Annotated in this window: 13 protein-coding genes; 2 read left to right on the top strand and 11 right to left on the bottom strand. The window is 62.5% G+C overall.

Annotated features, from left to right (window positions below; translation table 11 throughout):
- Positions 1-379: 379 nt before the first annotated feature.
- The 3 genes from K359_RS52985 to K359_RS59055 all read right to left on the bottom strand — a co-directional run bounded on the left by K359_RS52985 (position 380) and on the right by K359_RS59055 (position 1,459).
- Positions 380-559, bottom strand: coding sequence for a hypothetical protein (locus K359_RS52985; protein ID WP_035977060.1), 180 nt, complete (start codon positions 557-559; stop codon positions 380-382).
- 113 nt (positions 560-672) lie between these two features.
- A complete protein-coding gene (locus K359_RS61510; protein WP_156928659.1) occupies positions 673-1,044 on the bottom strand; it encodes a hypothetical protein in 372 nt (123 codons plus the stop codon).
- A gap of 52 nt (positions 1,045-1,096) precedes the next feature.
- On the bottom strand, positions 1,097-1,459 hold the full coding sequence (locus K359_RS59055; RefSeq protein WP_084518505.1) for a hypothetical protein: 363 nt from the start codon (positions 1,457-1,459) through the stop codon (positions 1,097-1,099).
- Positions 1,460-2,727: 1,268 nt separating this feature from the next.
- Here K359_RS59055 and K359_RS0125315 point away from each other — a divergent pair.
- Together K359_RS0125315 and K359_RS61515 are read left to right on the top strand one after the other, a co-directional pair.
- Positions 2,728-3,021 carry a hypothetical protein gene (locus K359_RS0125315; RefSeq protein ID WP_156928660.1) on the top strand — a complete coding sequence of 98 codons (294 nt, stop codon included), beginning with the start codon at positions 2,728-2,730 and terminating at the stop codon, positions 3,019-3,021.
- A gap of 320 nt (positions 3,022-3,341) precedes the next feature.
- Positions 3,342-3,659, top strand: a complete 318-nt coding sequence (locus K359_RS61515; RefSeq protein ID WP_156928661.1) for a hypothetical protein — start codon at positions 3,342-3,344, stop codon at positions 3,657-3,659.
- 117 nt (positions 3,660-3,776) lie between these two features.
- On the opposite strand, the gene K359_RS0125335 is transcribed toward K359_RS61515, so the two are convergent.
- The 8 genes from K359_RS0125335 to K359_RS52995 all read right to left on the bottom strand — a co-directional run bounded on the left by K359_RS0125335 (position 3,777) and on the right by K359_RS52995 (position 13,709).
- Positions 3,777-4,538, bottom strand: a complete 762-nt coding sequence (locus K359_RS0125335) for an enoyl-CoA hydratase-related protein (RefSeq protein WP_029081825.1) — start codon at positions 4,536-4,538, stop codon at positions 3,777-3,779.
- A 32-nt stretch (positions 4,539-4,570) separates the two neighbouring features.
- Entirely contained in the window at positions 4,571-4,825 is a 255-nt protein-coding gene (locus K359_RS0125340) for a hypothetical protein (RefSeq protein WP_029081826.1), read from the bottom strand.
- 22 nt (positions 4,826-4,847) lie between these two features.
- Complete coding sequence (locus K359_RS0125345; protein ID WP_035977061.1) at positions 4,848-6,266, bottom strand: TolC family outer membrane protein; 1,419 nt, start codon at positions 6,264-6,266, stop codon at positions 4,848-4,850.
- A gap of 12 nt (positions 6,267-6,278) precedes the next feature.
- Positions 6,279-9,437, bottom strand: a complete 3,159-nt coding sequence (locus K359_RS52990) for an efflux RND transporter permease subunit (RefSeq protein ID WP_051346387.1) — start codon at positions 9,435-9,437, stop codon at positions 6,279-6,281.
- A 39-nt stretch (positions 9,438-9,476) separates the two neighbouring features.
- Positions 9,477-10,667, bottom strand: a complete 1,191-nt coding sequence (locus tag K359_RS0125355) for an efflux RND transporter periplasmic adaptor subunit (RefSeq protein WP_245284714.1) — start codon at positions 10,665-10,667, stop codon at positions 9,477-9,479.
- Positions 10,668-11,043: 376 nt separating this feature from the next.
- Positions 11,044-11,214, bottom strand: a complete 171-nt coding sequence (locus tag K359_RS0125365) for a hypothetical protein (RefSeq protein WP_156928662.1) — start codon at positions 11,212-11,214, stop codon at positions 11,044-11,046.
- A gap of 52 nt (positions 11,215-11,266) precedes the next feature.
- A complete protein-coding gene (locus K359_RS0125370) occupies positions 11,267-12,010 on the bottom strand; it encodes an outer membrane protein (protein ID WP_029081831.1) in 744 nt (247 codons plus the stop codon).
- Between the two features lie 64 nt (positions 12,011-12,074).
- Positions 12,075-13,709 carry an outer membrane beta-barrel protein gene (locus K359_RS52995; protein ID WP_084518506.1) on the bottom strand — a complete coding sequence of 545 codons (1,635 nt, stop codon included), beginning with the start codon at positions 13,707-13,709 and terminating at the stop codon, positions 12,075-12,077.
- Positions 13,710-13,751 lie beyond the last annotated feature (42 nt).

Raw genomic sequence — 13,751 nt, forward strand, 5'->3', positions numbered from 1 at the left:
GATGTTGCGCTTCTAGCGCACAAATGACTGCACAACGAGAGCGATCCCCGCGGGGCGGGCCCGCCGAGCCTCGCCGGAAAACGATATCTATTCTCCATCTGACCAACCGAAGCCGTTAGCAAATCAGCAAGCAGGTCGGCGCAGGCTTCCCGGAGGGACGGGACCGATTTCGGAACGCCTTGCGGTCACCGTTTCGGAGGAGCTGGCGCGCTGTCCCGCCTGCCGGCTCCTCTTTCTCAAAGTCTGTGTATGCACTGCAACAGTCATTTGCCCACGTACCTGCTAAATTGACGGCACTGGGAATTCAGGGCCCAGCGCTGGAAAACAATGACGCCGCCGGGACAACGTATTTCGAGCCCGGCGGCGTAGTTTCGCGCATCTAACTGGTGCCGGCCGCGGCCATGTTCTCGATCCCCTCGATGATCGAGAGCGCCATCTCTTCGGCGCAACCATCGATGCTGTCGATCTTTCCGCCCGACCATGCCTCGGCACACCGGATCTTCGCCCTTAAGCCCTCCAGCGTCTTGGCCGGCATGTTCAGGATTTGCAGCTCAGACACTCTCAACGCACGCGTGCGCGACCATCAACTGCCATATGTCAGAACCGACCTCCCACCAACTATCGATGAGGCAACCACTCGGTGGCTGAAAGCTCGCTAACGACTCGAGGCGCTTAGAATTTACGTCCGGAGGATTCCATTTTTTTGCATTCCCCGCTGACTGTAAGGGATTTCCCTTCCGACGACAGGGTTTTGGTAGCTTTGCCTGACTGTCGGGAAATAGTGATCGAAAGCGAAGCTGCGGTATCCTTTCCACCGATAGTAATTTTTATCGGGCCATCGAAGGAGAAGGAATCTTGGTTCACTCTCCAACCTCCTGCTGTATCGATGTAGTATTGCAGGGTCGACGCGGCCACGCTCCAATCGTCAGTTGAAGCGAGCGGAAAATCGCACTCCAATGCTGCGACGAGAGTTTGCGCGTGACCTTCCAGGGTCAACGCTCCTAAGGCCAGAAGCGATAGAAATCCATTTCGTATGACTCGCACGCAAAAACTCCTCGACGCGTTTGGGCACTTTGCGGATGGGGCCCGGAAATCCTTAATTACCTGGCGTTTTTGAATCCTGCTTGCGCCTTTGCGGGGGCACCGTCGATGGCGAATCCCAGTCATTCATTTTCAGGCAAATGAGGAGTTCGACATAGCTTTGTACTTGCCCTGACCCCGCCAAGAGTTCGCAACTTTCACGCGGTCCTGCCGGGACAGTTAGCCAGATCGAGTTTAGCTGTTGCCGCGCATCCGTCTCGTCACTCATGCACTTACTCGCATCCTGGGGAAGTCCCGACGCTTTATCGTCAGCGGAAACATCCGCGCAAAGCGCCTTGATATCGAAGTTGGGAACACTGTCTGATATTTGTACGGGCGGCTGGCTAACGAGCAATAATCCCAAGAGTGCTGCCTTCATAAGATCGTCCTCCCCGTCCGGCGTGCCCCAGCTCGAAGGGGATTGAGCTGGGGCTGACGCGGCTTCGAAGGCTGTAGCGGCCAACCTCCGCCCACGACGTTACATTGCGCCCCTTTTCTGATTTCCATCCACCACGAACCGCGATTGCTGCGGCGCGCTACCACCTTTGCGCCAGGGCCCGGCCTTCCCCCTATCCGCTCGCTATTGGATTATATGTCCATCAAGCGAAAGCCGATCGAGATCCCGCCGGAAGTCGCCAGGTGGTTCGCTGCCGATATGCGAGCCTTCCACGCCGAGCCCGATCCGATCAAGCGCGACGGGATCCGGCGGCCAATACCCGGCATCTGCTCCTGCGGCACTTGCCGAAGGGCACAAAGCTCCGGCTCGCCGACTTACTTCAAGTTTTCGAGTTGATGCGATCTTGGTCGGAAACAACTCGGCCGGCACACCTCGAGCTTACCCACGCTTCAGACGAGCGATCCTCTTGTAGTCGATCCACAACTCGATGATTTCGTGCGTCCAAATAATCCTTAGCCCGACGCTTCGCCTCTTCGTCGTCACTGCAACGAAGTTCATACGTTGCGCGTGCGACGCCAGCAGGATCGACTCCGAATGCTACGTAAGGTTTGAGTCCTTCAATCATTTTTGTCTCCATGACTATACAGCATGAATTTGACGCCGCTTGGCGTCGGACAATTTCATTGCAATCAAAATAGAAATGAAGAGGCCGCTGGCCGCTGACAGCGGCCTCTTGGACCCGATCAAAAATGAACATCTTGGAAATAAAATCGCCGCCGAAGGTCCGTCATGATTAGACGATGAATTCGCAACGCCGTGAAGTAGGGAGAGGTCTATCCACAATTGGATCTGTTGTGACGTTGCGAACGCGACACACTTTCGGTGATCTCCGAGCTGCATCTATTGCCTGTTTTTCCCGACAATGATTGCAACTTACTCCCAGAAACAGCTGCCACTTCTTCCTCAGGGTGCGCTACGCAACTGACCGCGCGAGCACTGATCATTTGAACGCATTGACGGATTTTACTATGATCAGCCCGTTCGCTTCGCTCGATGCGGCGCTCTTCACGTTGGAGAGCGCGTAGGGCTTACGCCTTCTGCGCATCCTCGAGATCGTTTGACCGCATAATTTTTTCTAGAGACCAGCGATCTCGTTTCTAGTCGACCTGCATAGCTCCAAGGCACGAAGCTCCGACTGACGGACAGTCATTGCCTTTGCTGTCATGATGGAGGCGTCAAGGGAGACCCCTATGAACTGGACCTATCTATTGGTCATCTCGTTCGTCCTGATCCTGGTCGCCTATGGCCTGCATGGCGCCCTCTATAGAAGGGATACGCAACAGGATAGGGAATTGAATCGACTGATGGATGAGCGCGTCGATCGTTTGGAGCTGAAGCGCGAGAAGAAGCGCGTTGACAACAGCGCGCACGATTTCAAACTTGTTGAGCTGGCTCGGGTTCGGACAAAAAATGGCCCCAGCAAGAAGCCGGGGCCAGTTCCTATGTTGTCGGGGGAGCGTCCCCCGATGACCCTCAAGTCATAGCACGCGCGATTCTTTCATTTCGTTTCATGAGATTGCTGAGGCGATCTTGCTTAATTCCTCGCCCCGCCGGCGGCCGCGGCCTCTTCCTGCGCCCGTTGTCGTTGTGCAACGGGATCAACGGGGCGATCTGGCCGCCGCTATCTGCTACCTTTCCAAGGGGCGTAATCGATACGATCTCGCGGGGGGCTTTGAATTGAACCACCTGAGTATCGGTCCCGCCGCCTCCACCCACGGCTGAGATCGCCTGCTGCACCAAAGGCGATCTCGGTGTCTGGCTTCAGCGGTGGAACGGTGCAGTCCTTGCCGATGCCGAGACGTCAGTGTCCGGGGCATTGATCCGCTTCGCCTGGCGAACGAAATGCGTGCTCGCCGCCGGCTGCATGACCCGGGTGTATTTCGATGGCGCGCTTGCGGAAGCGCCGGCCCAGGCGGCTGGAGCGAGCAGCGCCGTAACGGCAACGGCACCGATCAGGGTGGCAAGAGATTTCAGCATCGCACCCTCCATGGGTTCGAATTCAACCGAACAGGCGCAGGCGTTTCCGATTGGCGCCTCTGCTCGGCGTCTTGTTGGCAATGAGGCGATGCTGATCTCAATCCGGACCGATCGCAACAATAATCAGCAGATGCCGACAATTTAGACAGTCGGCCGTGTCGATCAAGAAAAAGAGCAATCGATGTTGCCGGCGCGCTGCGGTGCAACGCGGATCACGAGCGGGCAAAGCGATGGCACGTTCGTGCCGACGGCGAGGAGCGGCTCAGCTCTTCTTGCGCGCGAAGAACCGCTGGAAGGCCGCGATCGCCTCCGGTGAGCGCATGCGTTCGCCGAACTTGCGATCCTCCTCACCGATCCGGCGGACCAGATCCTCGGTCGGCAGCCTGAGCAGCTTTCGCGACATCGCGACCGCTTCCGCCGGCAAAGCGCAGATTTCGCGCGCGACCTTCTTCGCCTCGACGACGGCATGTCCGGGAGGAACGATCTGGTTGACGAATCCCGCCTCGCGGCCGTCGGCAGCGCTCATCGCCCGTCCGAGCACCAGCATTGCGAAGGCACGCTGGTGCCCAACCATGCTGGGAACGAGAAGGCTGGTGGCGCCTTCCGGGACCAGGCCATACTGGATGAACGGCGACGAGAAGCTCGCCGTGGTGCTGGCGACGACATAGTCGCAATGGAACACCATCGTCGTGCCGATGCCGATCGCAATGCCGTCAACGGCGGCGATGATCGGCTTTGCGTTGTGGACGAGCGACTGCAGGAAGATCACCGAGTTGCGCGGCCGGGCGATCTCGTGCGTCGCCGTCGCGGCCTGCAGATAGTCGCCGATATCGTTGCCGGCTGTGAACACACCGGACCGCCCGGTCAGGATCAGGCATCGGATCGCCGGATCGCGCTGCGCGGTCTCGATCGCATCGCTCATCGCCAGATACATGTCCTGGGTCAGCGTGTTCTTCTTCTCCGGGCGCCGCATCGTGATGATGCGCACCATCTCCTCGTCGTTGACGATGACATGTTCGCTCATGGTCGGCCGGGCTCCCTTGCGACATCAGAGGCTCAGTTCGGCTTCCTGCCGCTGCGCGGCGCCTCCGCCGCGTGCGCGCCGCCCCAGGGATCGTAGGCCTTGTCGGGAACGGGGATGCGATCGAGCGCCGCCTTGTAGGCCTTTTCGTCAACCTTGGGCTTGTTCTCGACAGGATAGCCCGATCCCGGCGGCTTGGAATGAAATTGTTGCGACAAAGCCGGAGCGACCAGCAGCGCCGCCAACGCCATCGTGATGGTGAAGAGCCTGAGAGCAGCGACTTGATCCATGACGCGATCTCCTGATTGATCCCTATTGTCCCGACGGAGTGCGGACGCCATGCCAGGCGTCGCGAACCTGGTGGTAGTGAACCTCGGGCAGGTAGTCGGGCGTGTTGAGCCCAAGGTTATGGACGTCGAGCCGTCCGACTGCGCTGAGCAGCGTGTAGGACGCGATGACCCGATCGCGCTGCGCCAGGATCTGACGCGAGCGGGCGTTGGTCAGGTCCTGCTGCGCATTGAGCACGTCGATCGTCGTGCGCTGGCCGCCCTGCGCTTCGCGTTTGACGCCTTGCAGCGCAACATCGGCCGCATGCACCTCCGACTCTGCGGCCGACAGCGCCACCTTGGTGCCTTCATTGGACACCCAGGCGCTGACCACGGCGGTGCGTGACTGGTTGCGCACCTGCTCAAGCACCAGGCGGCTCTGCGAGGTAACTTCCTTGGCCTGCCGGGTCTGCGACGCCGCCGTGCCGCCGTCATAGATCGGCACGTTGATCTGACCGAGCACCGAGGCCTGGTCCGTGGCGGACGTGCTGAGCGTCGAATCCGATTGCAGGGACCGGCTGGCACTCGCCTGGACCGCCACGGTCGGCAGCAACGTGCTCTCGGCCACCTTGATCGTGGTCTGGGCGACGTCGACGTCGTAGCCGGCGCCGAGCACCGCGGGATGTTCGTGATTGGCGGTCTCGACCGCCGCCGCCATCGAGACCGGCGACAGCCGATCGACTGGGGTGGCCGCGGCAAGCTGGGACGGCGGCCGGCCGATCACCTGCGCATAGGTCGCCTTGCTGATGGCCAGCGTCACGTCCGCGGCGTTCAGATCGGCCAGCCCGCGGTTCAGCCGCGCTTCGGCCTGCGCGGTATCGGTCGGCGTGACGTCGCCGGCGCTAAGCCGTCGGATGGTCGTGGCCTGGATCTCGCGCAGCACCGCGACATTGGTGCGCTGCGCCTCGAGCAGCGCCTGGTTGGCGAGCACGTTCATGAAGGCGGTGACCGCGTCGAGCAGCACGCCCTGCCCGGTGTTGCGCAACGCCTCGCGCCCGGACAGCACCTGAAATTCGGCTACCCTGACGCTGTTCGCGGTCTTGAAGCCGTTGAACAGCACCTGGCTCACGGTCACGCCGATCGTCCATGGCCGCAGCGTGGCGCTCTGGATGGTATTGTCGGGCAGCGTATTACGCACCGCCTGCAGGCCGGCGCTGAGGCTGCCCATGATCTGCGGCCGATAACCGGCCAGCGCCTGCGGCACGTTCTCATCGGTGCCGCGCTGACGCGCGCGCTCCGCATTGAGCTGCAGGCTGGATTGGTAGGCCTGCACCAGCGCCTCGGTCAGCGTCTCGGCCGACGACGGCGCGGCCTGCGCCACCAATACGGCGAGCGCGATGATCGCCCTGCGAGGCCGTCGCCCCCCCTGCCCCGAACCGCTTTGACGCCTCACTCGGTCACGCATCGTTCCGGTCCATCATTCCGCCGGCGCAAGCTGGCGCGTCGGCGCGAGACCCGGCCGGGTTCGCCGCGAGAACATCGAGATCAGCGCCGGCAAGGTGATCAGGATCACGAGCGGCGCCAGCGACATGCCGGCGACCACGACGATCGCCAGCGGCTTTTGCACCTGGGATCCGATTCCCGACGACAGCGCCGCCGGCAGCAGGCCGATCCCCGCGACGACACAGGTCATCAGCACCGGACGGAGCTGCAGCTCGCCGGTGCGCAGGATCGCCGCGCCGCGCTCCATGCCCTCGTCGATCAGCTGGTTGTACTGCGAGAGAATGATGATGCCGTCCATCACCGAGATGCCGAACAGCGCGATGAATCCGATCGCCGCCGAGACGCTGAACGGGATTCCGGTCAGCAGCAGCCCGAGAATCCCACCGAACACGGCCATCGGAATCACGCTCATGGTGAGCGCGGTATCGATCAGCGAGCCGAAATTGAACCAGATCAGCATCGCGATCAGCGCGAGGCTGATCGGCACCACGATGGAGAGGCGCTTGATCGCATCCTGCAGATTGCCGAACTCGCCGACCCATTCGACATGCGAGCCCGGCGGCAATTGAACCTGCGCCGCGACCTTGTCCTGCGCCTCCTGGATCGCACTGCCGAGATCGCGCTCGCGGACCGAGAACTTGATCGGCAGATATCGCTCCTGCTGCTCGCGGTAGATATAGGCCGCACCCGACACCAGTTTGACGGTCGCGACCTCGCTGAGCGGCACCTGGGTGATGCCGTTGGGGCCCTGGGCGCCAATGCGCAGGTTCTGGATCGCCTCCGCGCTGCGCCGGTATTGCGGCGCCAGGCGGACGATGATCGGAAAGTGGCGGTCGCTGCCGGGCTCGTAGAGGTCGCCGGCGCTATCGCCGCCGATCGCGGTCCTGATCGTGGTGTTGATGTCGCCCGGCGACAGCCCGTAGCGAGCCGCCCGTGCCCGATCGATGTCGATCTGCACGGTGGGCTGGCCGAGCGAGGTGAACACCGCAAGATCGGTGACGCCCTGTACCGTCGACAGCACCGACTTGATCTTGTTGGCGGTGTCGGTCAGCGCCTGCAGATCGTTGCCGTACAGCTTGATCGAGTTCTCGCCCTTGACGCCCGACACCGCCTCCGAGACGTTGTCCTGGAGGTATTGCGAGAAGTTGAACTCGACGCCGGGAAAGCGCTCCTGCAGGTCGGCGAGCAGCTTGGCGGTCAGTTCGTCCTTGCCCTCACGCTCCGGCCACTCCTTGGCCGGCTTCAGCGGCGCGAAGAACTCGGCGTTGAAGAAGCCCGCGGCGTCGGTGCCGTCATCGGGGCGGCCATGCTGCGAGACCACCGACTCGACCTCCGGCCGCTGCGCGATCAGCTTGCGCATCTCGTTGACATAGGCATTGCCCTCCTGCAGCGAAATCGTCGGCGGCAAGGTCGCACGGATCCACAGATTGCCCTCCTCGAGCTTCGGCAGGAATTCGAGCCCGAGCAGCCGGACCGCGAGTGCGGTCATCAGGATCAGGCCGGCTCCCGCCACCAACACCACCCGGCGATGCGCCAGCGAGCGGGCGAGGACCGGCATGTAAAGCCGATGCAGCAAACGCATCACGAACGTTTCGGTCTCCTCGACATGCGCCGGCAGGATGATCGCGCTGAGCGCCGGCGTCACCGTGAAGGTCGCAAGCAGGCCGCCGGCCAGCGCATAGGCATAGGTACGCGCCATCGGGCCGAAGATGTTGCCTTCGACGCCGCTCAGCGTGAACAGCGGCAGGAACGCCGCGATGATGATGGCTGCGGCGAAAAAGATCGAGCGTGACACGTCGGCGGACGCGGTCAGGATCGCATGATGCTTCATGTCCGCGATCGTGCTCGCGGAGATCGTCGCCTGCTCCTGCGCGGACAGCCGCACCGTGTGCGACAACCGCCGGAAGATCGCCTCCACCATGATGACCGTGGCGTCGACGATCAGGCCGAAGTCGATCGCGCCGACCGACAGCAGATTGGCCGATTCGCCGCGCAGCACCAGGATGCCGACCGCGAAGAACAGCGCGAACGGTATCGTCGCGCCGACGATGAATGCGCTGCGCAGATCGCCGAGAAACACCCATTGCAGGAACACGATCAGCGCGATGCCGACCACCATGTTCTCCAGCACGGTATGCGTGGTGGTCTCGATCAGGTCCTTGCGATCATAGATGCGCTCGATCCGCACGCCCGGCGGCAGGATCGACGAATTGTTGATCTGGCTGACCAGCTGCTCGACCCGGGAGATCGTCGGCGAGCTCTGCTCGCCGCGGCGCATCAGCACGATGCCCTGAACGATGTCGTCGGCTTCGTTCTGGCCGGCGATGCCGAGCCGCGGCTGCTCGCCGACCGTGACGGTCGCGACGTCCCTGACGAGGACGGGCGTGCTGCCGCTGCCGGATACCATGGTGCTGGCGAGCCCGTCGATCGAGCGGATCAGGCCGACGCCGCGCACCACCGCGGACTGCGGCCCGATGTCGACGGTGTTGCCGCCGACGTTGACATTGGCATTGCTGACGGCCTGCAGCAACTGCGGCAGCGTCAGGCCGTTGGCGACGAGCTTGTTGAAATCGACCTGGAGCTCGTAGGTCTTGGTCTTGCCGCCCCAGCCGGTCACGTCGATCACACCTGGCACGGTGCGAAAGCGGCGCTGCAGCACCCAGTCCTGCAATGTCTTCAGGTCGAGCACCGAATAGTTCGGCGGCCCGACCAGACGGTAGCGGTAGATCTCGCCGATCGGGCTGAGCGGCGAGATTTGCGGCTGGGCGTTGTTGAGCAGCGGCGCCAGCTGGGACAGCCGGTTCAGCACCTGCTGCTGGGCCTGGTCATAGGTGTAATCGAACGAGAACTGCAGCTTCACGTCCGACAGGCCATAGAGCGAGATCGTCCGGATCACCTTCAGATTCCTGAGGCCCGCGACCTGGGCCTCCAGCGGGATCGTGATGTAGCGCTCGATCTCCTCGGCCGACAGGCCGGGGCTTTGCGTGACGATATCGACCATCGGCGGGGTCGGATCGGGATAGGCCTCGATGTTCAGTTGCTGGAACGCAACCAGTCCGCCGATCAGGACGGCGGCAAACAGGCCCACCATCAGATAGCGGCGGCTGACTGCGAAAGCTACGATGCGATCCATTCGATCAGATCTTCATTTTTACAAGGACGGATGACTGGATCAGCTGCCTGACGCCGCCCGATCGATGAACAGGCTGCCGCGGGTCACGACCTGCTCGCCCGTCTTCAGATTGCCGCGGACCTCGACCAGGTTTCCGTTGACGAGACCCGGCTCGATCTCGCGCAGCTCGATCGACTTGTCTTCGCGCGCGACCCACAGGCGCACGTGTTCGCCTTCATAGATCAACGCCTGCCTGGGTACGCCGATCGAAGGGCGGCCGCCCCCGCTGTAGATCGTGACACTGGCGAACATCTCGGGCTTGAGCTGGCCGTCCTTGTTGTCGAGGGTGGCGCGCACCAGGAGCCGGCGTGTCGCGGGATCGATCGCCGCCGCGACATAATCGAGCCTGGCCTTGAACTGCTTGCCGGGCAGTGCCAGGACCGAGAAGGTGATCTCCTGCCCGACGGCGACGTCAGCGGCCTCGCTCTCGCGAACGAACGCAGTCAGCCAGACAGTCGAGAGATCGCCGATCACGAACACCGGATCGCTGGCACCGGTGCTGATGAACTGGCCGGGACCGACCTTGCGCTGCACGACGGTGCCGCCGATCGGCGAATAGATCGGCGTGTCGGCGCTGATCTGCCGGGTCTGCTCGAACGTCGCGATCTGGTCTTCGGAGCGGCCAAGGATCCGCAGCCGGTTGTGCGTCGCTTCCAGCGCGGTCTCGGCCGAACGCAGGTCGTTCTGCGCGCCGGTCAGATCGGCCTGCGCCTGCTGCCAATCCTTCAGCGGGACGGCCTTGCCGGCATAGAGATCGTTGGCCCGCTTCTCCACGATCTCGGCCAGCTTGAGCTTCGAACGCGCCGTGTTGAGCGTGCTGAGCGTCGCAACGAAATCGTTCAGCGCCTGGACGCTGTCGGTAGCTTCGACGACGAACAGGGCCTGGCCGCGCTCGACCGTATCGCTCGGCTTGACCAGCAGCTTGGTGACGCGACCGGCATAGGGCGAGAACACTGGGGTCGAACTCTCATCGTTGACCGCGATCTTGCCCTCGGTGATGTGCTCGGCGCGGAAGACATGGTCCGATACCGGCTCGATCGACAGCGTCGCCCATTCGGCGGCGGTGGGCACATAGCGCGGCAATTTGGCTCTCGCCTGGCTCGACGTCTCGGTCGATTTGGCATGCGGAACCAACATCCGGCTTGCGCCAAACAATCCTGCAGCTCCCAGCGCAACCGCGCCGAGCAGCATGGCAGACCGCCTAGTCCAGTTCGCAATCATCATCATCTCAAAGCCGCACCCCCGCGATTACGCGTGTGCCACGCCCGTCCATCGGGCCAACCCGGCGATTTTCCACCGTCAATTCTCGGCCGGCGCGCGCCACATCGGCGACTTCGGACCGCCGTAATACCGCATCGGTCCAAGCCGAAGCGGTCGCTGCGTCGGCGCCGGAGACCAGGCTACGAGCATCGTCTGCGAATGCGGCCTGCGGGCGTGCCAATGCCGACGGGTCGATTTCGCCGATGCATCGCCGCAGGAGCCAATCAACAGCAGTACGCCAAGATGAACCATCAGCCTGGTGCCGGAACGTCCTGCTGCATGAAAGCGACGCGCACGCATCGGATCTCTACTGGCCTGGCCACATCGGCGATTTCGGGCCGCCGTAATAGCGCATGTGGGGGACCGAGCCGTCCCCCGCAGGCACCGCCACATCGCTGGCGCAGCCGGCGGCCGCGGCGCACAGGCCCGCGACCGCGACGACACGCAACACCACGCGTTTCAGTGTCGAGCTCATCACCCCGTCCTCCCTTCCGGCTGCGGTCTGCAGCGGCGTCACGTCGCGTCGCCGATCAGTACTTCGCAACCACGGGACCGCCGAACTTGTAGTCGAGGCCCAGCGTCACGACGGAAAGCGTGTTGTCGACGGTATACGGGAGCTGGCCGTTGGCCGGCGCTGCACGGTCGTACCGACCGAAGTCGTAGTAGCGGTACTCGAACTTGCCGATCAGGTTGTTGGTGAGCGCATAGGCAATGCCGCCGCCCGCCGTCAGACCACTCCTGTTCGCGTTGAACTGATCGATGCCGAAGACCGGATCGGTGTTGGTGTGCTGGAATTCGCCATAGGCCCAGCCGCCGGTGAAGAACAGCAGCAACCGGTCGACCGCGATACCGCCGCGGGCGCGGACGGTGAAGCCGTCGCGGAGACTGGTCGCATCCATGGAGCCGATCGGCAGCGTTCCGGCATTGAACTGCGAGGCGTCGCTGCCCTTGATCCCGGACCAGAAGCCGTCGGCTTCCACGCCGACCACGATGCTTCCGCTCTGCACATTGTAGCCGATCTCGCCACCGGCAATTCCACCGTTCGAGGAATAGTTGATGGTGTAGTTGGCTGCGCCCGCCGGTCCGAGTGCATTGTTGAGGTTGTGATTGCCGAAGCCCCCGCCGCCGAACACGCCGACATAGAAGCCGGACCAGTCGTATGCCGGTGCAGCGATCGCCGGCGCCTTGGTATAGAGCGGCAGGTCTGCGCTCATCGCCGGCGAGGCAAGCAACAGCGCTCCGAGCGCTGCGGTGGTGAAGAAAACGTGCTTCATTGTTAATCCCCTAGTTTCTGATGGGGACGCCACGCGATCTGGTCGACGTGGCGTCGCCTCTGGATCAGAAGTGAATGATGATGTCTGCCGAACCGATCAGAGCGTCCTTCTTGTTGGGCGCAATTCCGAGATTCGAGTTGCCGTTGAACGCCGCCGCGTCGAGTGCCCTGTAGTAGGAAACTTCGGGCCGGATCTCGATCTGCGGCGAGAACCAGTGCTGCCAGCCGATGCCGGTCTCGACATAGCGGGTCTTGACGCCCGTCCGCTGCCCCTGCTGGTCGTCGAACCATTCGAGGCGATACGAGATGTTGTCGAGCGGCGTCGGCTTGTAGCTGATGTAGGTCAGGAAGGTCTGGACCGAGGCCGTGCAGGAGAACACCGCAGCATTGCTGCACTGTGCGAGGAACGGCGAATTAAAGGGCATCACCTGCGGCGAGAACGGAGTGCCTCCCGCGAGGAAGGACGCCAATGCCGCTGGATTATTCGCATTCAGCACATTGTTCTGGTGCTCGTTGTAGGTCTCGAACGAGATGTGCCACTGGTCGTTGAACTTGTGATAGTAGGTCAGGCCGTACCACTGCAGGTTATTGTAACCCCAGGTGCCGTTGTTGATGCCGTTGGCGACGACATAGACGCCGTCATTGCCGCTGTCGGTCGTATAGCGGACACCCACGCTGACGCTGGGCTGCGCGCCGGGATCCTTCAGCATCGTGCTGTACGGAAACAGCGGATTCGGCGCCGGGTTGTCGATCTTCTGGCCGACGTGCCACGGCATTGCCTCGGTGCCGACGGTGAGACCGAGCTGGAGCATCCAGTTCTTGGTCACCGCGAGCGTCGTGTTGATGCCGGTGTTCGTATAGTTGTCGAACGTATACGTCATCGAGTGCGTATACATGTAGTTGTTGGGCGCGAGCTGCGCCTCGATGTCGGGAATGGAGATGTATCGGCCGAAGCGGAACATCAGGCCTTCCAGCACCTGCGGAACGAACACCTCGCCGTAGGCCATCGGCAGGTCGTAGCCGTAGTTCTTGTTCTGGTTCAGAAGCTGATTGCTCCAGAGACCATAGGCGGTCGTGTAGCGATAGTTCTCGCCGTAGATCGGCGCGAGACGGAAGCCCCAGTCGACATGATCCTTCTGGACGGTGTCCGGCAGGCGTTCGATGTAGACCACCGCCTGGTCGAGCTGGACCGTGTTCGGGTTGTAGTCATAAGCCGCCGGCGAATTGCCGCCCTTGACCGTGTTGTTGCTGAGGTTGCCGCCGGCATTGACCCAGCCATAGACCTGGATGTGCGCATCGTTCATCCACTGACCTGCGGGCGTGTTGCCGAGCGCCGCCATCAGGGGGCTGTCGACCGAGCTTGGCCGGGTGTCGCCGATGTTCGTCGAGCCACCATACGGCCAGTCTGCGAACGGCATCGGCGGCGTGCTCTGCGGCGTCGTCGGCCAGTAGGCGCGGCGGGACGGCGGCGCCTTCGGATCCGACGGCGCGGCATCGTGGCCCCATTCCAGCCGGTAATAGTTGACGAACCGCGTAAAGAAGTCGCTGCCGAGATAGCTGTCGAGGCAGGAGTAATTCTTGTAGGGATCGCACGTGGAGGCCGGCGCCTTCAACAACGGCGGATTGGCGTCGGCTGCATGAGCCGCGTTGAACAGGCTCACCGCCGTCAACGATACGCCCGCCAAAAAGAGTCTCTTCATGATTTTGCCCCAAGATATTGCTACCGACGCTTGGAACGCTGT

It is taken from the genome of Bradyrhizobium sp. th-b2 (assembly GCF_000426785.1).
GTDB classification, from domain to species: Bacteria; Pseudomonadota; Alphaproteobacteria; order Rhizobiales; family Xanthobacteraceae; genus Bradyrhizobium; species Bradyrhizobium septentrionale.

What these genes read in the sequence shown, in the direction of transcription:
- K359_RS0125370 (WP_029081831.1), bottom strand. Translation starts at nt 12,010, where the DNA reads ATGAAGCACGTTTTCTTCACCACCGCAGCGCTCGGAGCGCTGTTGCTT.
- K359_RS52990 (WP_051346387.1), bottom strand. Translation starts at nt 9,437, where the DNA reads ATGGATCGCATCGTAGCTTTCGCAGTCAGCCGCCGCTATCTGATGGTG.
- K359_RS0125315 (WP_156928660.1), top strand. Translation starts at nt 2,728, where the DNA reads ATGAACTGGACCTATCTATTGGTCATCTCGTTCGTCCTGATCCTGGTC.
- K359_RS0125355 (WP_245284714.1), bottom strand. Translation starts at nt 10,667, where the DNA reads ATGCTGCTCGGCGCGGTTGCGCTGGGAGCTGCAGGATTGTTTGGCGCA.
- K359_RS0125340 (WP_029081826.1), bottom strand. Translation starts at nt 4,825, where the DNA reads ATGGATCAAGTCGCTGCTCTCAGGCTCTTCACCATCACGATGGCGTTG.
- K359_RS59055 (WP_084518505.1), bottom strand. Translation starts at nt 1,459, where the DNA reads ATGAAGGCAGCACTCTTGGGATTATTGCTCGTTAGCCAGCCGCCCGTA.
- K359_RS0125345 (WP_035977061.1), bottom strand. Translation starts at nt 6,266, where the DNA reads ATGCGTGACCGAGTGAGGCGTCAAAGCGGTTCGGGGCAGGGGGGGCGA.
- K359_RS0125335 (WP_029081825.1), bottom strand. Translation starts at nt 4,538, where the DNA reads ATGAGCGAACATGTCATCGTCAACGACGAGGAGATGGTGCGCATCATC.
- K359_RS52995 (WP_084518506.1), bottom strand. Translation starts at nt 13,709, where the DNA reads ATGAAGAGACTCTTTTTGGCGGGCGTATCGTTGACGGCGGTGAGCCTG.